At 70.5% G+C, this 22,602-nt stretch carries 23 protein-coding genes, 1 tRNA gene and 1 pseudogene; 18 read left to right on the plus strand and 7 right to left on the minus strand.

All coding sequences use genetic code 11. The features are described from left to right. The first annotated feature begins 28 nt into the window (after positions 1-28). The 10 genes and pseudogenes from ACFYOJ_RS31920 (at position 29) to ACFYOJ_RS31965 (ending at position 7,394) form a co-directional block, all read left to right on the plus strand. Positions 29-889, plus strand: a complete 861-nt coding sequence (locus tag ACFYOJ_RS31920) for a hypothetical protein (protein WP_356559077.1) — start codon at positions 29-31, stop codon at positions 887-889. A 130-nt stretch (positions 890-1,019) separates the two neighbouring features. Beyond that, on the plus strand, positions 1,020-1,922 hold the full coding sequence (locus ACFYOJ_RS31925; RefSeq protein ID WP_356559075.1) for a hypothetical protein: 903 nt from the start codon (positions 1,020-1,022) through the stop codon (positions 1,920-1,922). Positions 1,923-2,201: 279 nt separating this feature from the next. Then, complete coding sequence (locus ACFYOJ_RS31930; RefSeq protein ID WP_356559073.1) at positions 2,202-2,594, plus strand: hypothetical protein; 393 nt, start codon at positions 2,202-2,204, stop codon at positions 2,592-2,594. Continuing rightward, positions 2,591-3,034: a hypothetical protein gene (locus tag ACFYOJ_RS31935; RefSeq protein ID WP_356559071.1), complete on the plus strand. Its 444-nt coding sequence runs from the start codon at positions 2,591-2,593 to the stop codon at positions 3,032-3,034. The genes ACFYOJ_RS31930 and ACFYOJ_RS31935 overlap by 4 nt, the downstream gene beginning before the upstream one ends. A 57-nt stretch (positions 3,035-3,091) precedes the next feature. Further along, positions 3,092-4,249, plus strand: a complete 1,158-nt coding sequence (locus ACFYOJ_RS31940) for a hypothetical protein (protein ID WP_388598389.1) — start codon at positions 3,092-3,094, stop codon at positions 4,247-4,249. Positions 4,250-4,482: 233 nt separating this feature from the next. Next, positions 4,483-5,037, plus strand: a pseudogene (locus tag ACFYOJ_RS31945) (HD domain-containing protein). After that, complete coding sequence (locus tag ACFYOJ_RS31950; protein WP_356558986.1) at positions 5,021-5,230, plus strand: hypothetical protein; 210 nt, start codon at positions 5,021-5,023, stop codon at positions 5,228-5,230. Before ACFYOJ_RS31945 ends, ACFYOJ_RS31950 begins: the two are co-directional and overlap by 17 nt. Positions 5,231-5,275: 45 nt before the next feature. After that, on the plus strand, positions 5,276-6,769 hold the full coding sequence (locus tag ACFYOJ_RS31955; RefSeq protein WP_356558984.1) for a nuclease-related domain-containing protein: 1,494 nt from the start codon (positions 5,276-5,278) through the stop codon (positions 6,767-6,769). Positions 6,770-6,875: 106 nt separating this feature from the next. Further along, entirely contained in the window at positions 6,876-7,022 is a 147-nt protein-coding gene (locus tag ACFYOJ_RS31960) for a hypothetical protein (protein ID WP_356558982.1), read from the plus strand. Between the two features lie 27 nt (positions 7,023-7,049). After that, positions 7,050-7,394 (plus strand): hypothetical protein, encoded by a 345-nt coding sequence (locus ACFYOJ_RS31965; protein WP_356558980.1) that lies wholly within the window; start codon positions 7,050-7,052, stop codon positions 7,392-7,394. Between the two features lie 115 nt (positions 7,395-7,509). On the opposite strand, the gene ACFYOJ_RS31970 is transcribed toward ACFYOJ_RS31965, so the two are convergent. Both ACFYOJ_RS31970 and hemC read right to left on the minus strand, forming a co-directional pair. Continuing rightward, positions 7,510-10,275 (minus strand): serine/threonine-protein kinase, encoded by a 2,766-nt coding sequence (locus ACFYOJ_RS31970; RefSeq protein WP_356558978.1) that lies wholly within the window; start codon positions 10,273-10,275, stop codon positions 7,510-7,512. Between the two features lie 210 nt (positions 10,276-10,485). Then, positions 10,486-11,409, minus strand: a complete 924-nt coding sequence (gene hemC / locus ACFYOJ_RS31975) for a hydroxymethylbilane synthase (RefSeq protein WP_356558976.1) — start codon at positions 11,407-11,409, stop codon at positions 10,486-10,488. Positions 11,410-11,537: 128 nt separating this feature from the next. On the opposite strand from hemC, the gene ACFYOJ_RS31980 reads away from it, so the two are divergent. Continuing rightward, the gene (locus ACFYOJ_RS31980; protein ID WP_356558974.1) at positions 11,538-12,029 is read left to right on the plus strand and encodes a hypothetical protein; all 492 of its coding nucleotides are present in this window, start codon (positions 11,538-11,540) and stop codon (positions 12,027-12,029) included. Positions 12,030-12,111: 82 nt separating this feature from the next. Here the strand turns inward: ACFYOJ_RS31980 and ACFYOJ_RS31985 are convergent. The 5 genes from ACFYOJ_RS31985 to ACFYOJ_RS32005 all read right to left on the minus strand — a co-directional run bounded on the left by ACFYOJ_RS31985 (position 12,112) and on the right by ACFYOJ_RS32005 (position 15,944). Further along, positions 12,112-12,185: transfer RNA gene (locus ACFYOJ_RS31985), tRNA-Met, on the minus strand. A gap of 53 nt (positions 12,186-12,238) precedes the next feature. Next, the gene (locus tag ACFYOJ_RS31990; RefSeq protein WP_138058062.1) at positions 12,239-12,445 is read right to left on the minus strand and encodes a cold-shock protein; all 207 of its coding nucleotides are present in this window, start codon (positions 12,443-12,445) and stop codon (positions 12,239-12,241) included. Between the two features lie 169 nt (positions 12,446-12,614). Continuing rightward, positions 12,615-12,896, minus strand: a complete 282-nt coding sequence (locus ACFYOJ_RS31995) for an HU family DNA-binding protein (protein WP_356558972.1) — start codon at positions 12,894-12,896, stop codon at positions 12,615-12,617. Between the two features lie 357 nt (positions 12,897-13,253). Further along, the gene (locus ACFYOJ_RS32000; RefSeq protein ID WP_356558970.1) at positions 13,254-14,219 is read right to left on the minus strand and encodes a nucleoside 2-deoxyribosyltransferase domain-containing protein; all 966 of its coding nucleotides are present in this window, start codon (positions 14,217-14,219) and stop codon (positions 13,254-13,256) included. Between the two features lie 282 nt (positions 14,220-14,501). After that, a complete protein-coding gene (locus tag ACFYOJ_RS32005; protein WP_356553034.1) occupies positions 14,502-15,944 on the minus strand; it encodes an NF041680 family putative transposase in 1,443 nt (480 codons plus the stop codon). A gap of 536 nt (positions 15,945-16,480) precedes the next feature. Between ACFYOJ_RS32005 and ACFYOJ_RS32010 the strand changes: the two genes are divergently transcribed. From ACFYOJ_RS32010 to ACFYOJ_RS32040, 7 genes are all read left to right on the plus strand, one after another. Continuing rightward, a complete protein-coding gene (locus tag ACFYOJ_RS32010) occupies positions 16,481-17,086 on the plus strand; it encodes an ATP-binding cassette domain-containing protein (protein WP_388598398.1) in 606 nt (201 codons plus the stop codon). After that, complete coding sequence (locus tag ACFYOJ_RS32015; protein ID WP_356558605.1) at positions 17,083-17,925, plus strand: ABC transporter permease; 843 nt, start codon at positions 17,083-17,085, stop codon at positions 17,923-17,925. Before ACFYOJ_RS32010 ends, ACFYOJ_RS32015 begins: the two co-directional genes overlap by 4 nt. 116 nt (positions 17,926-18,041) lie before the next feature. Continuing rightward, positions 18,042-18,938: a squalene/phytoene synthase family protein gene (locus ACFYOJ_RS32020; protein WP_356558606.1), complete on the plus strand. Its 897-nt coding sequence runs from the start codon at positions 18,042-18,044 to the stop codon at positions 18,936-18,938. Positions 18,939-18,956: 18 nt separating this feature from the next. Then, positions 18,957-19,931 (plus strand): polyprenyl synthetase family protein, encoded by a 975-nt coding sequence (locus tag ACFYOJ_RS32025; protein ID WP_356558607.1) that lies wholly within the window; start codon positions 18,957-18,959, stop codon positions 19,929-19,931. A 106-nt stretch (positions 19,932-20,037) separates the two neighbouring features. Next, positions 20,038-20,622, plus strand: coding sequence for a hypothetical protein (locus tag ACFYOJ_RS32030; RefSeq protein ID WP_356558608.1), 585 nt, complete (start codon positions 20,038-20,040; stop codon positions 20,620-20,622). A gap of 256 nt (positions 20,623-20,878) precedes the next feature. Continuing rightward, complete coding sequence (locus tag ACFYOJ_RS32035; RefSeq protein ID WP_356558609.1) at positions 20,879-22,141, plus strand: endonuclease domain-containing protein; 1,263 nt, start codon at positions 20,879-20,881, stop codon at positions 22,139-22,141. Positions 22,142-22,331: 190 nt separating this feature from the next. Then, on the plus strand, positions 22,332-22,520 hold the full coding sequence (locus ACFYOJ_RS32040) for a hypothetical protein (protein ID WP_356558610.1): 189 nt from the start codon (positions 22,332-22,334) through the stop codon (positions 22,518-22,520). Positions 22,521-22,602: the final 82 nt, after the last annotated feature.

A 22,602-nucleotide genomic window follows, 5' to 3' on the forward strand; every position in this document is an offset into this window, starting at 1 on the left:
ACCGCCCTGCCCCTTAGATGAGGAAGCCATGAGCCAGACCATGTACAACGTGCGCGTCGAATTCGGCGTGCACGAGACTCCGCCCGACACCGTCATCACCGCCGTCCACGAGGACCTGGCCCGCTACGACGTCTCCGTCGGATCCTCCCCCGCCGGCGGTCTGACCGTTCGCCTGTTCCTCGAGGCGGACAGTCCCGTCGACGCCGGCACTCGCGGCGTCGAGTACATCCTGGGCGCCCTGCTGAAGCACGAGGGCTTCCAGCCGCACCTGATGACCGGCTACGAGGTGATCACCGAGGAGGAGTTCGACCGCCGCCTCGCCGAACCGCTCGTGCCCGAGCTGGCCGGCATGACCGAAGTCGCCCAGATCACCGGAACGACCACGAGCCGGGCCAGCCAGCTCCGCGCCAGGCTGGCGCCCTACCTCGTCCAGGAGCTGGCGTCCGGTCCCGTCTACCTCGCGTCCGGCGTGCGCACGTTCGCCGAGAACGAGTACAACCGCAAGCCCGGCGTGCGCCGCACCGAGATCCCGCTCACCCCGATCGAGCGTGCCCTGCTGGACTCCCTCGCCGCGGCCGCGGCCGGCGCCGAGGTGGCCTCCACCGCCGCCGGCCACCAGACCGTCGCCGACGCGATCGAGGGCGTCGTGGGCAACGGCCACCAGGTGCAGCTGCACTTCCAGCCGGCCGACTCCGAGGTCACCGCGGCGCTCGACACCCTGCTCGAGCACGGCCTGGTCCGCACCCGCCGGATCTACAAGAAGGAGATGCAGAAGATGGCCGCCGGCCACGAGGACGACCTCGTCGTCAGCCTCACCGGCAAGGGGCAGCGCCACTCCGGCGCCGTCACCCCGGCCGCCGGCGCCTCCGGGCAGGAGGACGACCGGTGACCGCGGCCGCCGTGCCGGCCGTCTCGACCCGTGTGGAGCAGGAGCTCCACAACGAGTGGCACGCGGCCGCCGCCGGCACCCGTGGTGACCCACACCGCCCCTGACCCGCCCCTTGAAGGAGGACCTCAACTTGGCAGCCCCCCAGGCACCTACACTCTCTCCCGCACTCGCCCAGGCCCTCTCCGTGGTCGTCTCCCCCGGCGACGACTTCCTGCAGGACGCCCGCAATCGCGACGAGCTGGCCGGCATGCTGATGCACTTCGACGTCCTCGGGCGCGGAGTGGCAGCGGCCTTCAACGCGCGCGACATCGAGGGCGGAGGCTGGACGCACACCATCCAGCCGGCCTACTGGGGCAACGTGACGGTCGGCCATCGCGACGGCATGCGCTTCTCCTTCCGGCACGACGGCAGGACCCGCAAGGGTGCGGCCGGCAGGCGTCTGAAGGTCGAGACCGGATACCCGCGCGGCTACTGCGGGTGGCGCGCCGAGCCGATCACGGTGTCGATGGACCGCGCGCCGGAGGCGATCGCCGCGGACGTCCTGCGGCGGCTGATGCCCGCCTACAAGGACACGCTCCTCGAAGGGCTGGCGGAGGCACGCCGCAGTGAGGCGCAGCGGCGGGCGCGCGCAGGACTGAACGGGCTCATCGAGCAGATCGTGCCGGGCGTCCACGGAATCGGCGGTACGCGCCCCGGCGACGCTCCCGACCGCGACACCTCCTTCTGGTCCGGTCGCGACCATGTCCCCGAGGGACAGGTGGCGCTGCCCGTCGGCGGAAGGGTGACCCTGAACCGTGACGCCAGCGAGGTGGAGGTCACGTTCAGCCATGTCCCGCCCTCTCTCGCCCTGGAACTGCTCGACTACCTGCGCAGGCGCGGAGTCGTTGCGGGCCAGGCGGCCTTCGGCAGGGCCCCGCGCGTCATCGCCGGTGAGCTGGAGACCCGCGGCACCGACGAGGGGACGATCGAGCCCGGAGGCGGCCCGCTGCTCGCCGGCGCCGGGCGGGTCGACGGCGGGGTGGAGGGTTCATGACGCCGACCGCCGGCGGCGCCACGCAGCCCAGGTCCCAGCGGCTGATTCCGGTGGGGCCGCCCGTGGCGATCCTCGGATGCAGCGCGCGGGAGGGCACCTCGCAACCCTGAGCCGCGCTGTGCGACCGGCTCACCGAACAGGGCGAGGGCCACGCACTGCCCGGGGGCACCACGGTCACGTGCGCGGAGTGCGCTGCCTGGGCCCTTGGTTCGAGGCCGCGTTCGCCGCCCGCGCTGCTGGTACCACCAACCCCGATGCCTGTGCTGAAAGGCGACGCAGATGTTGAAAACGCTCACGTCCACCGAGCTCGCTGACGTCTTGGGCGGCGTTCAGTGCCAGTCACCTGAGCTGACGGGGCCGCTGTCGATGCTCGACGAGGCGACCTTGGGCTGGACCTCGCGCTACCCCCAGCTCGCCGAATCCCAGCAGGCGTTCAGCCGGGCGCGGCGCCAGCACTTTCCGCGCACCCGCACCGAGCAGACCAGGCAGGAGGTTGTGGCCACCGCGTCCGCGCTCTTCGCCGCCCTCCGGGAGCTCGGGGACGTCCGGCTGGAGCGCTGCGCCGAGCCGACCGGCTGGGGTACGTGCGACCTGGTCCTGCCCGAGCAGGGGCCGTGCTGGGGCGGGCAGGAGCACCTGGCCCCCGCGGTCGGCTCGAAGGCGGCTCAGTGAAGCCGGGGGCGGGGCAGGTCTGGGCCGGTGACGGCGACGTTCTGGAAGTCGAGAGCTTCGACGGTGCCTACGCGGTCGTCTTCAGCCGGCAGTCTCAGTGCCAGCAGCTCGTCAACGGCAGCCACTTCGGCCGCCTCTTCCATCTGGTGTACGGGCCGGAAGCGTCCCTCCAGTGGCACCAGATCTGGGTGGAGCCCAGCGCCGAGGTGGCCGACGAGCAGACGTGGATCGGCGCGATCGACGCCGCCCTGCTGCGCGGTGGTAAGGGATTCGTCGTGCAGCCGGAGACGGCCGACGGGGTGGTCCAGTTCGCACGCGATGCCCGCGGGTTCGAGGTGAAGGTCTTCGGCGAGCAGGTCGTCTTCGACGAAGTACTGCGTGCGCTGGCCTCGTTCTCTCCGCCGGGCGCCGCCGTGGCCGTGGCCCATCACGACGGCTGAAGGCCGGCCGCACCTGCGAGGAGGGGAGTCACCGAGGTGACGCAATGGTGGAAGCCGTTGGATGCAGAGCGTACGGGGCCGGAGGACACCAGCGCCGACGTGCCGCCGCTGACGCTGGACCCGGAGCTGCCTGTCGACATGCAGGAGTTCCTGCGGCAGGCCGACCCTGTGCTCGTGCGCGAGGCGGTGGACGCCGGGCCCTCCAGCCCGTGGTGGGGTCTGGCCGACCCCCTCGGAGGTCGTCGCGGCTCATGGTGGTTCGGGTGGCTCCTGCTCAGCGTCTTCGCCCGCAGCATGTTCATGGTCGGCGCGGGTGCCTGCGCTTACGGGCTGAGCAGCGCGGTCGCCGTACTGCAGCGTCGGCGGCGCAACGCCGTACAGGTCCGGATAGCCGAAGCGCACGACCAGTTCGTCCTCGGCACCGAGCTCGACTCCGAGGCGGCCGAGCTACTTGCTCGTGCCGCGTGTGCTGCCGCCTGGGTCAAGCGTTCCTCGGTGCAGCGTCTGGACCCGGCTGACAAGCAGCACAACGACCGGCGGCTGGACACGCAGGTATGGGAGATCGCCGAGGCGCTGCGCGCGTACAGCCGGGTGGCGAAGAGCGAGCCGGCAAGCCCGGTCAGCGCCGTGGTCGAGCGGGCCCTGGAACCTCGCCGCAGAATCCTGCGGACGAGCCTCTCCAGCATCGGGCAGCGCGTCGAGGCCTTGGAGCACTACGCCACGCAGATCGCCGAGGCGGAGGAGCGGCGTCGCGAGCTCAGGCAGCTCAGGTGTCTGTCGGCGGGGACCGACGACTTGCTCGGCCTTCTGGCGGCCACCGCCCACGATGATCTCGCGGTTGCCGAGATCGAGGGGATGAGCGACGAGGCCGCCAGGGCCCTCGACCTTTTCAACGAAGCACTGCAAGCGGCACAGGGTGCCGCGGACTTGGCCCTGCCGGGCCCCGACGGAGACCAGCACGCGCGCCGGAGAGCGGCCGTGAAGTCAGGAGATCACCCGATGAGCCGGCACACCCTCACCGACGCGCAGGTCGAGCAGCGGATGGCCGAAGCCGTAGAAGCTGAAGAAGCGGGCAGGATCCGCGAGGCGATTGGCTTCTTCGACCAGCTGGGGAAGGACATCCAGGCCGAGTTCGGACAGTTCGACTCCCGCGCGATCGATGCCTTCGAGGGAGTGGCCCGCACGATCCGCAAGGGCGCTGAGGCGGCCGGATGAGACTACGGCCGGATCCGGAAGTGACTGGAGCACAACGTGCCGCCTGCCTCTGGTCGCCAGCCTTCGTGGCCCAGGCCGGCCATGTCACCGTGCTTGACCGGGCCGCCCTCGCGGGCGCTGCCTGATCTGACCGCATCACCCCCCTCGCCGACGGTCTCTGGGCGGCAGGGTGTTCCCCAACCGGGCCGTGTGACGGCCGTCGAGGCCGGGCATCCCGGCGAAGGAGGGGAACGATGAAGTCCGTCAGCGAGGTAGTCATCATGGCCGAGCGTGCGCATGCCGGGCAGGTCGACAAGATCGGCGCCCCTACATTGGGCATGTCCGTGCGGTGGCCGCCGGGCTGGCGCCGTTCGGTGACGTCCTCGTCATGGCGGGCCTGCTGCACGACATCGTCGAAGACACCGACTTCACGGCCGAGAAGATGCTGGCCTCCGGGATTCCCCTGTGGGTCGTCGAGATCTTCGAGGCGGTGACCAATGATCGCGGGCATGACGTACGAGGAGAAGATCCGGCGGATCACCGCCGACTCATCGGCGACGCTCGTGAAGATCGCTGACAACACCCACAACAGCCACCCCGACCGGGCCGCCCAGCTCCCGCAGGACAAGCGCGAGCGCCTGGCGGCGAAGTCCCGTACGGCGCGCGCCACGCTGTGGCCGGCGGCGAGCCGTGCTGACGTCGAGGCGATCGTGCGGATCGTCAATCCGGCGCTGCTCGCTGAGCTGGATGAGGTCTTCGCTACGCCCTCGGTTCCCGCAAGGGGAGACCGGCATGAACCAGGCCGGTGACCAGAACGATCCGACCGAGGACGTCACCCGGCTGCTGGAGTCGGCCGCCGGCCACGCCGAAGGCTCGCAGGAGCGCCCGGGCGGTGACGTGCTGGTCAAGCGCGGCACGGTGGGCGGCACCGTTGCGGTGGCGTCGAGGAAGACGGTGACCTTAGCCGGCACGTCGAGCCGTCCACGGCCTCCTGCTGGGTGAGGAATCTCGGTGCGCGGCAGGTCAGGCGGGATGAAGAATCCAGGTATGCGGCACATCCTTCCCTCGCACCCCGTACCGGAACACCGGTACATCGAGCGCGTTCTGCGCCACTCGCCGGACTCGCTGGTCCGGCTGATCGCGGCCACCAGCCCTGGGCTTCCGGCCGTCCGCGAGCTCGGGAAACGGGATCTGAGCCCGTACGGTCCGTGGGCCCTGCTGGATGCGGCGTGGGTGTCCCTGGCGCTGGGGAACGACGCCAGGCCTGCCGCAACGAGCGACGACCTGGCGGAGATCGTGGGCCTCTACCTGTCCCTGGACGACCCGATCACCCACGAGCCCGACGACGGACTCCGGCTGGAGCGTCTCCTCCAGCGCGTCACCCACCAGCAGGGGGGCTGGCAGGAGAGCGACTACGCCCAGCTCAGCCGGTCCGTCGCCCTGCTCCAGCAGACGCCTCACCCCGACAGCCTGGAAGTCATCCGCCCCGGCTGGGATCACGAGCTGCTCGGCTGCTCGCTGACCGACTACGTCGGCCTCGCCGAGCTCGTCTGGGCCTGCGCCACCCACCATCCGGACCCGCGCCGCCAGGGCCGGTTCGCCGTGGAGTGGTACCCGGCCGGGGACTACGTCGAGTTCGACCATCTGCGCTCTCCGGCCCAGGTCAAGGCGGTGCTGCGGCGGCACTTCGCCACCACCAAGATCAAGCTCCGCACGAGCTTTCCTGCTGACGCCGACCCACTCGTGAGGCGCTACACCCACAACCCGCTGCGGTCCCGCCCCCTGGTCAGCGGGATGCCCGGCGGCTACCTCGTGCCGGTCCCGGCCGCGGTGCTCGGCAAGGCCACGCCGCTCGGCCTGTACTACACCGGGGGCGACAACAACTCGGAGCGGGGCAAGGCCTTCACCCGGGACGTGGGTCGCCTGTTCGAACGGTACGTGGGCCGCCAGCTCGCCCTGCTGCCCGACGCCGAGGTGCATCCCGAGGTGGAGTACAAGCTGCCCCGGAAGCAGCAAGGGAAGTCGGTCGACTGGATCGTGGTCTTTCGGGACCTGGTGCTCCTGGTCGAGGTCAAGTCGACCCGGCCGGGCGAGGCGCTGCGGCTGGGTGCGGAAGACTTCACCACGATCCTGGACGGCCAGTTCCGCAAGGCCTTCAAGCAGGTCGACAACTCGGCGGAGCGCATCCGCTCCGGGGCGCACCCTGAGTTCGACCACATTCCGCCCGATCGTCCGATGGTCGGCATGGTGGTCACCGCCGAGCAGTTCCACCAGATCAACACGCCCGATCACCGGCGCGAGCTGCCGGCGACCAGCGTGCCGGTGACCGTGACGTCCATCCAGGAGCTGGAGGCCGCGGTCACCATCACCGGCACGAGCCTGGCCGACGTCCTGCGTGCAAGTGCGGCCGGCGGGGGCGCTGCGCTGCGGCCGCTCTTCCAGGGGCACACGTTCCTGAATCACAACGCGGTGCTGGAGCAGGGCTGGTCGGCTATTCCGTTCGCGCGCCCCCGAAGCCCCGGCCGGGGGGCGGCGCGGTGACACCGTGCGAAAGGGGCGCACCATCCGGGGGCCACCACGTCCGACACCGTCGCCGCCGAGCGTGCCTGCCGCCCTCCTCGGCGCCAGCCTGCCCGTGTGAGCAGGCATGACGCTCTGCATGAAGGACGAGGAAGCACCTGCCCCGACGCTGACTCCGGCGGCGGTGCGCCGACGGTTCACCGCGGCGATGTGGGGGGGGGCGGACATCGCCTGGCCGGTTCTCACCGCCACGCTCGCCCCCGTGCTCCTGTGATGGCTGGACATCGGCTGGGACGAGGTGATGACCGCCGACTTCGCAGCGGCCGGTCTCCTCCCGCTCATGCTGGTGACCCTCTGCTTCGCCGGCGACGCGGTGCGCACCGTCCGCAAGGAGCAGCAGGCGGTCGCGGAGAAGGCCCGCGACCTGATGGCTGCGGCCCACCGTGGCGATCCGTCCGCGTTGCGCGACAGCGCGCATCACTTCGGCACCTCCCTGCTGCAGGCCCGGAGCGCGTTCAACACGCGGGTCCTCCCCCGGCAGGCGACACTCTCCTTCGCCCCGCGGGTCCTTGAGGAAGCAGAAGCCACCGAGCTCAACCCGGCGTCCCTCCAGGCCGTCCGGGAACTGGCCCGGATGACGCCGTAGCTGCTCGGTCCGATTGAGGGCCTCGGTCCGCCGCGGCCGCAGCGGACCGCGCACCTCGGGCTGGGAGTCCTGGCAGGTGCGCGAATGCGCGGTCCGGCCGCGTAAGGGGGTGGGGTCAGTTGCCGGTCGCCTGGTTGACGGCGCTGCGGATCGCCATGTCCACGGCGCGCTCGCCCGCCAGTTCGTAGTAGAAGCGGGCACTGCTGGGGTGGTCTCGCAGTACACCGGCGACGATCCGGGCCGCTTGGCCGTGCAGGCGGCGCAGCCAGTCGCAGGTCGCGATCTGCTGGTCGAACTCGTTGGATGCCTCATCCCAGGTGTACATGCCGCGGGCGGCTTCCTCCAGGAGGTCCCACCGCTCTTCCTCGGCGGCATGCCGGGCGACGCCGCGCAGCCAGGCGATGGCGCGCTTGGACTCGTTGTAGTGCGGCTGGCTGTTTCCGTCGCCCCGAACGTGCCGGGTCATCGCCTGTACCAGGGTGCGGGTCTGCTCGGGGTGGTCCAGCAGGAGCGGCGCGACCGTTTCCATGTCCAGGTTGGGCAGGACGTCGAGGTAGAGCTCGTAGTCGTCGGCGTGGTCGGCGGCGAGGGCCAGCAGCCGGCGGGCGGCGTCGAGGTCTTCCTCCTGGGCAGCCGTCAGGAGTTGTTGGGCCCGCGCGACGGGCAGGTCGATCTGCGGTGCGGTCTCCTGCTCGACCACGTCGAGGAAGTCGGCGATCGTCTGGGGGCGCTGGCGCGGATCACGGTAGGTGCACCGCCGCACGACGCCGCGCCAGGGCCCGGACGGCAGCAGCGGCACGTTCGCCTCCGGCGGGAGTCCGGTGAGCAGCCAGCCGATGACCTTGCCCAGGCTGTAGATGTCGCTGGCGGGCGTGGCGTTGTGCGGGTCGACGGACAGTTCGGGAGCGCCGAACTCGACGGTCCCGATCGCGGTGCCGGTGCGCTTGGGGTTGGTGGTCTGTCCGAGAGGGCGGCGCACGATGCCCCAGTCGCCGAGGACCCAGCGGCCGTCGAGGAGCAGGATGTTGGCGGGCTTGATGTCGCGGTGCAGGTAGTCCAGGCGGTGGGCGTCGGCCAGGGCGGAGGCGACCGCGTCGACCAGGGCCCGCAGGGCGACCGGATCGTGTTGCAGTGCGGGCTGGAGGCGTTCGGCGGTGCTCTGGGCCATCGGCATGACGAACCACTCGGCCCGGGGGCTGGAGTCGAGGACCGGCATCACGTGGCGGTTGGTGCCGAGCTTCTGCGCCACCTCGATCTCGCGCAGCATCCTCGCGGTCAGGTTCTCGCGCAGCGAGCGCGGCTTCTTGAAGGCGACGACCGTCCCCGTCGTCTTGTGCACGGCCTCGTGGACGATGCCCATGCCGCCCTCTCCGTCCGGCAGCGCGAACTTCTCCAGGGCGTAGTCCTTCCGCTCGCCGCGGGCCAGGCGGCGCACCTCGGCGTAGGCGTCGGCGGCCGGCGGCTCGGGGTCCGGGGCGGCCGAGGAGGTGGCGGCGGTGTGGCCGGTGATCTTCACCAGCACGGGGTGGACGGCGGTGATGTCGTTCGTCGGCCGCTCCCCCAGCAGGTATGCGGGCCCGCCCGCCGGGCCTTGGACGAGTCCGAGGACGTCGCCGAGCTGTACCTCGGCGACCGGGTCGCTGGTGCGGCCGACGGTATCGAGGGCATGCAGTTCCACGCCGACGCCCGAGCCGGCCCGCCCCGCCACCAGGACGGTGTCGCCACCGCTGCGCGCGATATGTCCCGGGTAGGACACCGGGGTCAGCATCCAGTCCTCACGGGTTCCGGCGCTGGTGCTGACGGCGAGGTCGACGACGGCGCTGTGCCCGCCGGCGGCGAGGAGGAAGCGTCGCTCACCGAGCCAGGCGGCCGAGCGGACCGCCGCGTCGAAGTCGAGCGCGAAGCGCTGCTGGTCGCCCACCTGCTCATCGAGCCGAGTGAGCGCCAGGGTCGAGCCGGTTCCGGCGCCGAGCGTCGCTCCGGACCCGGACAGGACCCACACACTGGAGTTGGGGCCGAGCAGCAGGCTGGCGTTCGCCTCGAATCCGCCGCCGACCGCCCGCAGCACGCCGTCGCGCCACTGCACCACCGCCGGCCCGCACAGCACCCACACCGAGCCGTCCGCTAGCACGGCTGCGTCGCCGTGCACGCCGGGCAGGGGCAGCCGCCACCTGGTCCCACCGCGCTGCAGGTCCACTTCCGCAACACCCGCCTCGGCGGTGATCAGTGCGCGCTCGGCGGACTCCCAGGCCATCCCGGACGGGCGCACCGGCCAGGCCTCGCCGGCCAGGACGACGCAGAGGTCGACGCCGGCCGGCGTCTGGGACGGCACGCTCGGTGTCCCGGACGGGCGAGCCGCCAGGGCCAGCGCCGGGGCGGGCTCCGCAGGTTCGTGCAGCAGGAGCTCGTGCAGCGGGGTATGCGGTGGTCGTGGCGGCCGGAAGGCCGCGCGGATCAGAGCGGTGAGCGGGGTGAGGTCGCAGACGGCGGCCTCGAGATGGTCCCGGTCCAGGAGGATGCCCTGCGCACGTAGGACGGCGCTCACCTCGGCGCCGATTTCCCGGCCTGTGGCCCTCGCGCAGATCAAGACCCATCGCACGCCCGGCCCGAGGTCGCGCTCGCGGGCGGTCACCGCGACGCGGGCTGCGGTGACCGCGTCCTCGCCCACTGCGGTCGTGACCGTGATCGCGTAGTCGCGTCCGGCGAGCTCGAAGAACACGGCCGGCTCATCGGGCGAGCGGTAGACGAGCGTCGCATCGGGGTCGGTACGCCGGATCAGCGCCGCCACCACGTCGGCCAGAAGCCGGTGGCGGTCCTGCGCCGGCAGCTCGTCGCTGTGTACCTGGCCGTACTCGGCCAGCAGTTCCCGTACGTCCTGCATCGCCCCGCCCGTGCGTCGTGCCTGCCCGGGCGCCGCGCCCGCCAGGGCGATTGTCCCGTACGGCGCAGGCTCCACATGCCGGATCAGACGCGAGGTAGTCACCGTCTTGGGAGCAGCTCGGGCGCCCGCATGAGCTGAGGACGGATGCGGCCCTCCCGGCCTGTGGCCTCCGCCGAGGCCGAAGTGACGGCAGCTTGTGGGGAGGCCCGGTCAGCGGCGTCGGGAGGAGGCGAGGAGGTTGTTGGCGCCCTGGGCGATGAGGTCCTGGGCGACTGCTCGGCCCAGGGTCTGGGGGTCGGGTCCGGTCCGTGCGGCGGCCAGCATGGCCGATCCGTCCGGGGTGTAGACCCGGGCGGCCAGGTGAAGTTCTTGCCCCGCATGGGTGGTGGCGTGGCCGGCGATCGGGGCGTGGCAGTGCCCGGCGAGGGCGCGCAGCAGCGTCCGCTCCGCGAGGGCGGCGCGGGTGGCGGCGGCATCGGTGAGCGGGGCGAGAACGTCGAGGAGGTCGTGGTCGTCGGCGCGGATCTGCAGGGCGAGCTGGCCGGCGCCGAGGGCGGGCATCATCCGGTGGGTGTCGATGATCTCGGTGGCTTCGGCCTCCCGACCCAGGCGGCGTAGTCCGGCGAGGGCGAGGATCACCGCGTCGACGTCGCCGGAGCGGGTCAGGCCGAGGCGGGTGTCGGCGTTGCCGCGTACGGGGACGATCGTCAGGTGGGGGTGGGAGGCGGTGAGCTGGGCGAGCCGTCGGGGCGCGGAGGTGCCGATGCGGGTGCCGGTGGGCAGGTCGTCGAGCTTGGTTCCGGCGGGGTGGACCAGGACGTCGTGGGCGTTGTCGCGTCGCGGGTACAGGCACAGCGTGCCGTCGGGTTCTGGCTCGTCGCCGGGCATGTCCTTCGCGCAGTGCAGCGCGAGGTCCGCGCGACCGTCGAGAACGGCCCGGGCGACCGCGCTGGTGAAGGCGCCCTTGCCGCCGACTTCGGCCAGGGGTCCGGTCCAGCTGTCGCCGGCTGTCGTGATGGGGACGAACTCCGGCACGGTGCCGGGGCTCGTGCGGGTGATCTGTTCCATCAGCCAGTTGACCTGTGCTGTCGCCATGGCCGAGGCCCGGCTCGCGATCCTGATGTGCTGCGTCATACCGATGCACCGTAGGCCCGATGTGGGGGTGCTCATGCCGACATGGTGTCCGTCGCCGTGAGCCGGGCTCTGCCCGTGGCGGAGAATGCGCCGGAGATGAACGGCGTACGAGGAAGGAGGGCCGGCAGGTGGGGCGACGTGAGCGCAAGTCGCTGGAACCGATGGTCAACGGGCTGCGGCCGACGATCACCGAGACAGGTGATGCCGGGCCCGACCGGTTCGCCTTGACGTGCCCGGTGTGCGGTGAGCTGGGCCGTCACGCCTTCGCGCTGCTGGCCCGAAGAGCGTTCGAGGAGCACGCAGACGAGAACCATCCGGCCGGGCGCAGTCCGCTGGAGCAGATCCGTACCCTCGTTGACCTGGTTGAGAGCGCTCCTGGTCGGTGGGAATGCACGCTCGGGCCGGACACCTACCGGGTGTGCGAGCGCGGTGCGGGCCGGTTCGAGGTGGAGGTGGCCGGCCGCCGGGGCGTGATCGAGGCGAGGATGAGCACGCTCGACGACGTGCGGATCGCCATCGGTGGTCATGCCGGGCTGGTCAGCCGTGCTCTGGCGACGGCCGCCGCCATCGGGTCGGGCCGCGTCTGCGTCTCCCCGGACAACGTCGTCTCGCTGGAGTGAGGCAGGTCCGGCTGGGCCGCGATGGTGCGGGGTCTCCGGATACGACGAAGGGCCCGGACGGAAATCCGGGCCCTTCGGTCAGTAGCGGGGACAGGATTTGAACCTGCGACCTCTGGGTTATGAGCCCAGCGAGCTACCGAGCTGCTCCACCCCGCGTCGGTGAGACCACTCTACAGTGGCCGTCACGGGGCGGCGCTCATTTTCCGGGGTCAGCCGCCGCGGACGATGTTCTCGGCCTGGGGGCCCTTCTGGCCCTGGGTCACGTCGAAGGTGACCTGCTCGCCTTCGACGAGTTCGCGGTAGCCGTTGCCGGAGATGTTGGAGTAGTGCGCGAAGACGTCCGGTCCGCCGCCGTCCTGGGAGATGAAGCCGAAGCCCTTCTCGGCGTTGAACCACTTCACGGTGCCGCTGGCCATGCGTTTGTCCTTCGAAAATGCCGGGTTTTGCCCGGTTGGTCTGTGGGTAGTGCTCTCCGTCGCCGGAGAGCGTCCGACGTCTGTACTACCCCGCGGGCGGGATGCCTATCCGGCTTCGGCGCGGGTGAGGCGTGCCGTTGGGCCACCCGGCGAGGCGGAGGACGCGGAATTACTTGCCCTTCGCGGCTTCCTTGAGCTTGGAGCCCGCAGAGACCTTCACGCTGTAGCCGGCCGGAATCTCGATGGGGGCGCCGGTCTGCGGGTTACGGGCGGTGCGAGCGGCACGGTGGGTGCGCTCGAAGGTCAGGAAGCCGGGGATGGTGACCTTCTCGTCGCCCTTGGCGACGACCTCACCGGTGATCTCGGCGAGGGCGGTCAGCACGGCGTCGGCGTCCTTGCGGGTCACCTCGGCGCGCTCTGCGAGGGCGGCGGTCAGCTCACTGCGGTTCATGAAAACGGTGCTCCGTGGTGCTCGGGGTGCCGCGGCCGCTGGGCGGACGCGACGGTTCTTGCGCCATCCTGTCACCGGGGTCGGACAGCGCTGCGCCCCGGTACCGGCGGCAGGTCGCGCTGTGACTGAGCACGATGATTGTCACCGCGAGCGCGGTATCTGTCACCACGCCCCACGGCGGAACCCGGCACGGCAACCGACGCAGGTCAGGGCTGTCCCGTGAGATCGGCGCCGGTGACAACAAGCCCGCGAACGGCGAGTTGGTGACAAGTAGCCTGCTCATCTGGTGACAACAACCGTGCTCACGCCGACGAAGAACACCAGGTCACGCCAAGGCATTGGTGACAGCCATCGTGCTCAGTCACACGCGCCGACGGCCGGTGCCCACTGCGCCTGACGCCGAGCGATGGCGGTGCGATGCCTCGGGGAGCGCCGACGTGCGTCCCCTCGCACTGCCGGGGCGCCCGCAGCGGTGACCAGGGCGAGGGCTGCGGCTGCGGTGTCGGCCAGGGTGGTGCGCACCGGAACGGCGTGGCGGTGGGCCACGTGGATCAGGTACCTGTTGCGCTCCGGGCTGGGGCAGTCGGGCGGGCACCCGAGGACCGCCCGGCCACTCGGGGCGTCGAGGCCGAATTCCACGATGGTGGTCATGCCGGGAAAGGTGCGCATGTCGCGGGGGATCCAGAACATGATGGCCGTGGCTGCTTCGCGGGCGTCGGTCTCCCAGTTGACTTGCGTCTCGTACCGGTCGGCGCGCTCGCCGTTGCGGGACTCGGGGCTGAGGACGACCAGTGGCTGCTGACCGGTCCACTGCTCGGCCAGGAGCCGGGCGGCCTCGGGCCGCCAGGACGGGACCGGCGTGCTCTTGTCGGGGGTAGGCCCGGCGAGGAAGACGGACGGCCCGGCCGGGATGGGCTCGCGGGCCACGGCCAGGTTGATTCTGCTGCCCGCGCTGGCGCTCCGGCCGGCTGCGTTGCGGGCGGCCTGCTGCGGGGTCCACGGGAGCAGGAAGCCGTCGAAGGCCTCCCGTGGCAGGACGTGCCAGTGCGCGTGGAAGACCGTCTGCGTCGCCTCGGGCCCCTTGCTGGTGATGATGTTCGCGGCCGGAAGCTCGGCGACGAGTTCCGAGGCGCGACGCTGGGCTGCGGCGGCGCTGTCCAGGTCCGCGCCCGCGTCGGCGATGTGCCGGCGCGGGATGACGAGCAGGTGGCCCGGGTGGACGCCGCCGTTGCGCGGGCGGATTGCGATGGCGTCGGGCCACTCGCGGACGATGACCGCCGGGGCCCGCCCGGTGGCGATGTCGCAGAAAGCGCAGTCGGTCACGTCAGGACTCCGTGGCGTGCGATGGCGTGTGGTCATGCCGTCGATCGTGGCCGCAGCATCAACGCGCCGGAAGTAGTTGCCTGTTGCCTGTTCACCCTCCCCGGCAACCGGGCCGGAGGATCCCGCAGATGCCAGGCCCGGCGTTGTGACGGCTGTTGATAGTTGGCGGATGGCCGGAGAAATCCCGCAGGTGACGCGTGTGTGGTCGAACGTAGTTGGCGAGTTTGGTCAGCGGTAGTTGGCGAGCCCATCGCTGTTTCCGTCACTGAGCTTGTTCTTTATCTACCAAGATCTTCCGGGCTTGCCGATGGCCTTGAGGGTCTCGGGGCGTTTGACGGTTTTGCCGACGTTGTAGCGGGGTGCCCGGTGTCTGTTCTTGGCGCCGGGCGGGCGTCCAGGGCCGGCGCCTCGGGGTTTGGGAACGCGGGCCGGGCAGGCGAGGTGGACGCGGATGTTCCTGAACCCCCGGCGGACCCGGGCCGGGCTGAGCCGGTCCGAGGCGGTGGGTTTCTCCCAGGGCCGGCGGAGGTCCGTGGCGAGCGGTCGGGCGAGCCGGAGCTGGGTGTGAGCGACGATCAGGATCCAGGTCCAGCGGTCCGCCGCCTCGGGAGTACGGAGCTTCGGGGTGGTCCAGCCGAGGGTCTGCTTCGCGAAGCGGAAGGTGTGCTCCAGATCGAAGCGACGGAGAAATGCTTGCCAGAAACGGTCCACATCGTCCGGGGTGGCGCCGGTCTTCGAGGACCACAGCCACACTGGCGGAGCGTCCCGTTCCTTCGACAGGTGCTCGACCTTCAGCCTGATCAACGTGCCCTCGACCAAGGGGAGTTCGCCGTCGTGGTCGAGCCAGGCCGAGCGGTGGGTGAGCCGGGGATGGACCCGGTCCCATGCCTGCGTTTCGGCCTTGCCGTAGTTGGTGGTGTCGGTGACCGTGGTGATCGCGGGCTCGGGCCAGGTCTCCGGCTTGGTGAAGCGGAACTCCGGGCCGTGCTTGGGCGGCCGTCCGTTCGTCCCCGGCTGGCGGGGCGGCTTCGGCAGCCGCATGACGCGGTCGGACCGGACCCTGCCGACCAGCTCGACGGGCAGGTCACTCAGGACCCAGGCCAGGCGGGTGACGTCGTAGCCGGCGTCGCTGACGATCACGATATGCGGGTCGCCGGTCTGCCACTGGCCCGCGGTGATGAGCCGCTCCACGACATCCCGCAGCTGGGCTGCGGTGATCGCGGTCGCGTCGTCCACCGGGCCGAGCCGGACCGCGTCCAGGATCGCGGTCCAGGACGTGGCACCCGGCTCCAGCACGGCGACGAAGGAGTAGGGCCAGCCCGGAATGAACTGCGATGCCGTCTTCGCACGGCCGTAGACGTGGCAGAACAGCCGCTCCGCTGAGCACGGCGCGTCCGAACGCAGCCATGGCGAGACATCGACCGCCAGGACCAGGCGTCCGCCGTCGAAGCGCGGCAGTGACAGGCCGGCCAGCACCGCCCGCAGCCGACCGACGTCGATCCGGCCGTGGTTCAGGCCGCCGTACATCGCTCCGTGCCCACGACGATGCTCGGGCAACAGCGTCAGGTCCACCGGGGACTTCACCGCACCGTCCGCACACAACACCGCGTCCGCCAGCTCGAACAACGCATCGCGCCGGGCGCTCAGGCACTCGTAGAACTCGCCCCGGAAGCGTGACGCCTCCGCGAATGCTTCCCTCCGGACAGAATCAGGCAGCAGACTCACCCTCACGGCCTTCGTCTTGGTCAGTGCACCTTGGTCGGAGCACATGATCAGACGAAGGCCGCCCCCACGTCCGGCGAACCCCCAGGTGAGCGACTCAGTACGAGACACCGTTCGAGGCCGGAAGAAAAAGAACAAGCTGAGAGGCTGTTGTCATTTCGATCTTGTCGGGTGGCAAGCGAACGGATGTCTCGACCCGGAACCCGTACGGGTGATCTTCGTGAGGGCTGCGCACGGAAACAGGGCCTGCTGGTAGGGGTACGAAACCGTTCCGAGCGTCAGGTGACCCTTGTTGTCCTGGTCTGCCGAGCCCGTGCTGCCAGAATCCAACTCTCGCCTGTCGCTGTGCGTTGCCTCGCGCGACGGTTCGACAACGTAGGCGATCACCCTGTCCGAGCCCCGTTTACAGCGCGGTCTTCACCCTTGCGTGCTAATCAGCGATCATGCCCCGGTTTTGACGGTACGTGATGCCTAGCCTTGCCGTGACGGCGAGTGGCCAGCAGTGAGTGCGTGCCACCGCCGTAGAGCCCGGGGGTGCGGTGGAGGTTCGGGATGTGCGTCACGCATACGGTCGCCGTGAGGTCTTGCGGGGCCTCGATCTTGATCTACGGCCTGGAGTGCTGGCCGGGATTGTCGGCGAGAACGGTGCGGGCAAGTCGACGCTGTTGAAGATCTTGTCTGGTGAGCTGCGCCCGCTGGGTGGCACGGTCCGTCATGAGGGCCGTTTCGGCTATTGCCCGCAGGATGTGGTGGTCAACGAGGCTCTGACCGTGCGCCAGCATCTGGAGTTCTTCCGCGTCGCGCGCGGGCTGTCGGATCTGCGGCATGCCGGGCAGGTGATGGAGGTGTTGCGGTTGTCGGAGTACGTCGATGAGCGTGCCGGCCTGCTCAGCGGCGGAACCCGTCAGAAGCTGAACCTGACCCTGGCTCTGATGCATGATCCGCAGGTGGTGCTGTTGGACGAGCCTTACCAGGGTTTCGACTGGGAGACCTACCAGCGTTTCTGGGACTTGGCGGCCGGATTACGCGATACGGGCCGCTCAGTCCTTGTCGTCTCGCACCTGGCCTATGACGCGGAGCGCCTGGACGAGTTGTGGCGCCTTCAGGGCGGCGTGCTGCGCCCCGCTGAGGGGGTGTCGGCGTGAGGCGGCACCTGAACCTGTTCGTCACAGCAGTCCGCTTCGACTTGGTCGAACACGCCCGGAACAGGCTCGCCATGGTCCTGGTCGCCGTGTTCATCCCCTGCTGGACCAGCCTGGCGTACGCCGTCATCCCCAGCAGGCACCTGACCTTCCGCCTGCGGGCGACCGGGCAGCTCCTGGCACCGGCCGGCAACCAGATCACGCAGATCACCGGCGCCATCAACGCCGTCACCCTCATCACCGGGTTCATGATGTTCGCCGTCACGTTCAACGGCGGGCGCTTCGACCGCCGCCTGGCCTTGGCCGGCTACCCCCGCATCCATCTCGTCCTGGCCAAGACCACCTCGCTGACCCTGGCCTCCGGTGCCATCGCCGCCTATGCCACCGCGGTGATCTGCATGGCCTGGAGCCCTCGCCAGCCACTGCTGCTCGCCGCTGCCTTGTTCTGCGGAGCGATGACCTACGGGGCGCTCGGCGTCGTCTTCGGCTCGCTGCTGCGCCGTGAGGTGGAGGGCATGTTCGCCCTGGTCATGACCAGCCTCGTGGATGTCGGTCTTCAAAATCCGCTGGCCGGCGGCGGTGCCGGAAGCCAGGTCGTGCGGTTCCTGCCTACCTACGGCACCATGCAGGCTGCCTCGGCCGCGGGTTTCACCCGCGAGTGGCTGCCCGGTGATCTGGCCGTTCAGTTCTTGTGGTTCGCCGGCGCCGCGTTCCTGGGCCTGCTCGCCTTCCACCGCCGCACCAAAGACGCCCTGACCGCAAAGCCGTCCTTCCGTCTGCCGTGGCTGCCCGCGCGCCGACAACCTGCGCACCCGGCCCGGGCCACGTCGACGCCCCGCTGAAGCGACACCCCGGCACGACGGCCCAACAAGGGCCCTGGAGGGACCTGTCGCGCCCTCATCGCAGAGCGAAGTCCTGGCCCCGAAAGGGGGCCGGTTGAGCAGAAAGGGGTTCACAGATGCTGGTAGGGCGATGGCTGGACGCGGCGGGTATCACCGATCCTGTCCTTCGGCATTGCTACACGGTGTGCGCGCGAGAGGTATCGGGTTTCGGCAGAGGGCGCGGCCACTGGGTGGTGCTGCGCATCACGCCCGCAGCGGCACGGCCTCATACGGCGGCGCTGTCTGCACACGGGTGCCGTGCCGATGCCTGTGCGGACAGCGGGCCGGTAGAGGATCGTCAGCGTCGGCTCGCCGAGTTCGCGGAGGCCACCTGGGCTGCCTTCGCCGCCGGCGGCTCCGACGACCCCGTCCTGCATGCCACGGTGCACACCTACCGGACCTTCGGCATGCCGCTGTCACTGATCGAGGACATGTTCACCGGGATGCAGCGCGACGTCGACTTCCGCGACTTCGCCACCTACGCGGAACTGTGCCAGTGGGCCACGCAGGTCTCGGGCTGCCCGTTCTACGGGGCCATGTGGGCCGTGGCGGGCACCGAACTCACGGAAGCGCAGCCGCTGGTCCGTGAGTTCGCCGAACTTGGCCAGTTGACCGACGTGCTGTGTGACCTGTCGGAGGACCTCGACGACGGCCGCTTCTACCTCCCTCTCGCGGATCTCCACCAGTTCGGGGTCCACCCCGAGGACGTCAGGGCCAAACGGTGGACACCGGCCATGGCCGACGTCATCGCGTTCGAGGCCGAGCGTGTCACAGACCGGTTGACCGCTCTGACCGCTGAACTGGAACACACCCCGGTCGGCCCCGTCATCCACGCATTTGGCGAGCATTTCAGGCTGCAAGTGGCCAGCGTGCTGGCCGCAGGTCAGGACGTGCTACACCAGCCGGTGCAGCCACCCATGGGCGCCTTCCTCAACGTGTGGCGCCCTCTCATGCGCGCCGTCATCCCCTGCTGACCATCGAAAGGACGTGTCTTGTCCATCGCCGTGACCCCAGTTGGGGGCACACACATTCCGCTCCTGGAGGCTGAGCTGCTGCGCTGGGTGGGCAGCGGCGACAGTCTGCTGGAGGTGGCCTGCCTGGACGCCCTGTTCCCCCCGGGCAAGCTCCTTCGCCCCATCCTGTGTATGGAGTCGGCGAAAGCCGTCGGCGGCACCGCTGAGCAGGTGCTGGCGTTCGCGGCCGGCATCGAATGCCTGCACGTCGCGAGCCTCATCCACGACGACATCGTCGATCAGGACCCGGTACGCCGCGGGCGGGCCTCCACCGCCGAGCAGTACGGCCTCGCCGAGGCCCTGGTAGCAGGCGACGGACTGTCGATGGCCGGAATTGCGGCCATGCTCAGCGGCGGCCCCGCCGAGCGCGTACTGCACGCAGCACGGGTCACCATCGAGGCCCTGCGTCACATGTGCCAGGGCATCATGCGCGAAATCGAAATCCGCGGCGACCTGACCTGCGGGGTACCCGCCGTCCTGAACGTCATGCAAGCCAAGACTGCCGCGCTGACCGGCGCCGCCTGCCAGGCCGGCGCCATCCTGGCCGGAGCAACCCCCGGGCAGACCCAGGCTTTGCACCAGTACGGAGAACAGCTCGGCATGGCCTTCCAGATCCGGGACGACCTGCTCCCCTACACCGCCGAGGACCAGATCACCGGCAAGAGCGCCATCAGCGACGTCGCCAACCTGCAGCCCACCCTGCCTGTCCTGCTCGCCTACGAAGTGGCCGACACAGCCGACCGCGACCGCCTGACCACTGCATTCCGTAGCGACACCGACCCCGTCACCGCACACCGGGACATCCTCGCCGTGCTGACACGCACCGGAGCTCTCACCAAGGCGGCCCAGATGGCATCCTCCTGCGCCGAACAAGCACGCGCCGCACTCACTGGCCTGCCGGACTCCACGCGGCTCGCCGAACTGGCCACATCAGCAGCCGACCGTCAGCACTGAGCAGGGCCGGGGACTGGCGCGGTGGCCGCTGCTCCGTTTCCAGTCCCCGACCCTGGTCTGCACCGGGCTGGCTGCTCAGCCCTTCAAGTACAGGAGGTCCGCACTCATGAACACCTCCCGCGTCCTCAAGCGCTCCGCTCTGGCCGGGGCCGGGGCCGCCGGTGTCCTGGCGGTGGCGGTGACTGTCATCCCTCAGGAGGAGACCCCGGCCGCCCGGAGTGTGAAGCCCCCTCCGCTCCTGGCCGCCCTTACGCAAGCGGCTTCGCTGCCGTTCGCCTGCCAGGAAGCGATCTTCAAGACCGGGGATCAGTTCGCCACCACCCGCTACGCCATCCCGGACGAGTTCTGGAACGCCTCTGTCGCCGCTCTGGACAGTCTGACCGAGACCGAGCGGGCCGAACTCACCCAGCCTGCCTGTGCGGCGTGGAACAGTTGGGCCACCGCCAACAGCACCGCCGTAACAAGTGAACTCGACAACCGCTACCGCAACGCTCCCCTGCCGGTGTGCAACAAGTTCACCGTCGCCACTGTGGGAACGGTCAGGAAGTTCTCTCCGAACACCCCGGCGACGGTCCGGGGCCTGGAAAAGGTGGTCAAGAAGGTGTGGACCGAGGCCATGGCCAAGCTTTCCGCTACGGCCTCCGACGCCACTTGCCGCACTTCCTACAGCACCGCCAAGACCGCCTGGTAGCCACCGCGGCCCTGGCCCCTGTCCGCCAGGATTCCACGCCTTCTCAGTGGGCCTGGTTCAGTGCCCGGGTCAGTTCCCGCTTAGCCGTCCGCGCGGCATCGAGCTCCTCGGTCCGCTCATCGAGCTGGCCCTTTATGTCGGTGAGGCACTCAAGGCGGTCAAGTAAGGTGCTCAGCCACACGGCGTCGTCGCGGGCGTCGGAGCCGTGCCAGATCCGAGACTCTGTCCACAGGGCGCCAGGCCGAGGGTCGGCGGCATGTACTGGAGTCCTTCCCAAGCACAGTCCCGGTTCGCCGAGTTGACCCATGGCGCACCGATCCCTGTCTTTCCTCGCGAGTTCACCCGGGCCCGGCCGCGGTACCAGTCGCACGGCGACGTCCTCATCGGTGATGTCCACGTCCCCCGCTACAAGCAGCACGGACGCTGGCACTACCTGGAGAAGGACGTACGCCGGGCGGCTCGGCAGCTGCCGCTGGACCTGGACGACGTCGTCGCCGTCGACCTGCCGAACGCCGAATGGACACCGAAGGCCGACTGGCGGGCCCAGCTGGGCAGGTGGCTGGCCGACCTCACCCGGCGTGTCTATCCGGGGCAGGATCCGGCGCCGTGGCCGGATGCCCGGCCCGGCGCGCTGGAGTTTCCGGGCGTCCAGGTCGACGTGTTCAGCATCGGCGGGACGCTGCCGCTGCGGCTGTTGGGCCGGGCGCAGGGGCAGTGGGTGCTTCCCCGGGCCTACGCCGAGCTCCTGGACCGCTGGCAGGCGCGGGAGAACGAACTGGCCGAGCAGGTCCGGATCTGCCGCGACTGCGGTACGCGGGGGCCAGCCGACGGGAGCTGGCGGACCGTGGAGGACACCGGCTACGTCACGCGCTGCCCGCCCTGCTCCCGGGCGCTCGTGCCCCGCTACGAGGACCAGCTGGCCGGCAGGACCTACCAGTGGGCACGTGAGAGCCGGCACCGGGCCGCCGAGTACCTGTGCCGGCTCTGCGGGGCGCAGCGCGCGTGGGCGTGGGACCACTGCCACATCGAGGAGCACGAGTTCGTGCGCGGCCCGCTGTGCGGCAGTTGCAACACCAGCGAGGGGAAGAAGAAGTTCGAGGCGGTCTTCCTGCAGCGGCAGGGGGCTGTCGGGTACCTGCTGGGCTGCCCGGGCTGCCGGGCGGAACGCAGTCTGCCGGAGCAGTACCATCCGGCGGTCGTCCAGGCGCACCTGGAGCGCACGGAGCGGCACGGCCGCTGTGCCGAGCAGCCGACCGTGACGCCGGCGGGCGCGGTGGACGGGGCGTACGGGTTCGTGCTGCGGTGCCGGCAGCACCCCCGGGTGCCGGCGTGGACGAGGAGCGTCACCGTGGGCGAAGCACACGCCTTGGTGCGCGGTGTCGTCGATTCCGCGCTGTCCGGGGCGGCGGCACCCTCCGAGGGCGGGCGGTGCACGGACCGGGCGGAGGCGCCTGCCGGACGGAGGCGGGCCAGCGGTTCCGCAAGCAGGCGCCACCCGGCGGCCGGGCACACCGTCTGAAACGCGGCGCGGGCCGGGCGGGCGCTGGCCGCATACCGGGCCCCGGTGCCGGGCGTGCGGCTCCCTGGCGGGCGCCCGGCGGCCGGGGCCCCGGCCAGCACCAGGCCCGGGGCCTCTGTCGGTGACGCCTGGTACCTGGTGTCCTGCCAGATACGCCGCAAGTACGCCGGATCGCCGGAAAACGCGCTCCATGCCCTTCACCGCGCTGCACCCTGAACTGGGCCGCCTCGACTCCACTGTCCGTGGTCTCGGGCATGGCCTGGAGTGGGAGCGGGCCTGCGACGCGCTGGCCGCCTTCGACGCCGAGCACCCGCAGATCATCGCCGCGCTGCGTGAGCAGGAGGCCGACGACGTTCGCCGCCGTCTGGAGTTCGACTGAACTGGTGGTTGGGGGTGCCGGCCCGCCTCGGTTGTCCGGGGCGGGCCGGCCGGCCTCGTTTGGCACCGAGGCTGTGTCCGGT

Origin of the sequence: Streptomyces sp. NPDC006384, assembly GCF_042870695.1 — a bacterium.
Classification (GTDB): Bacteria; Actinomycetota; Actinomycetes; order Streptomycetales; family Streptomycetaceae; genus Streptomyces.